General features: G+C 45.1%; 2 tRNA genes and 1 other annotated feature. Both genes read left to right on the top strand.

Annotated elements, in window-relative coordinates:
• Window positions 1-10: 10 nt before the first annotated feature.
• Window positions 11-143, top strand: a sequence feature (16S ribosomal RNA rRNA prediction is too short).
• 159 nt (window positions 144-302) lie between these two features.
• Window positions 303-379, top strand: a tRNA-Ile gene (locus EYR25_RS21145).
• 137 nt (window positions 380-516) lie between these two features.
• Window positions 517-592: transfer RNA gene (locus EYR25_RS21150), tRNA-Ala, on the top strand.
• Window positions 593-870 lie beyond the last annotated feature (278 nt).

Consider the following 870-nt stretch of genomic DNA (forward strand, 5'->3'; position numbering starts at 1 on the left):
GCCTTGTACACACCGCCCGTCACACCATGGGAGTGGGCTGCAAAAGAAGTGGGTAGCTTAACCTTCGGGAGGGCGCTCACCACTTTGTGGTTCATGACTGGGGTGAAGTCGTAACAAGGTAGCCCTAGGGGAACCTGGGGCTGGATCACCTCCTTACCTATACGNCTAACTCGATGTTTGGTNTAAAAATGCTCCTGCNTTTNNNACANNCGGNACATCCNTGTNCCTGAGTGTTCACACAGATTTGCTTGATANAAGATAGAGTAAAGATGAATTGGCCTAGGTTAATTTATCAATAAGATGGGTCTGTAGCTCAGCTGGTTAGAGCGCACCCCTGATAAGGGTGAGGTCGGTGGTTCAAGTCCACTCTGACCCACCAANNCTTNNTTCTCNGCNTTGNAAANTNACTCGTTTAGTGAACTAAACGTCGCNANTNTCCGCNTTGATAANNNATGATTGGCAAACCAATCCTTTAAGAGGTTTGGANCATCTTATTTACTCGCNCTGCATGTAAANGGGGCTATAGCTCAGCTGGGAGAGCGCCTGCCTTGCACGCAGGAGGTCTGCGGTTCGATCCCGCATAGCTCCACCACTTACTGCAATCTGGTTAGAGATGCCAAAGATAAACTGAAAAATTATCTTTGGCTTTTTTAAGCCCGCTCTTTAACAATTTGGAAAGCTGATAGTAATTAATACAATGATGTCTGTCGTTGTGTTAATACGAAAAAATTGAGTTCTTAAAACACTTTTTAAGTGTCTTGAATATTCAAGTCTAAGGCGAGTCCATCTTCTTGGTCGAAGATGAGACAAGTAAAACCAGCTGGTCGCAACGACGCAAGTGATGTGAAACTCATTTGGGTTGTATGGTTA

Source organism: Shewanella decolorationis, from assembly GCF_004354305.1.
Classification (GTDB): domain Bacteria; phylum Pseudomonadota; class Gammaproteobacteria; order Enterobacterales; family Shewanellaceae; genus Shewanella; species Shewanella decolorationis.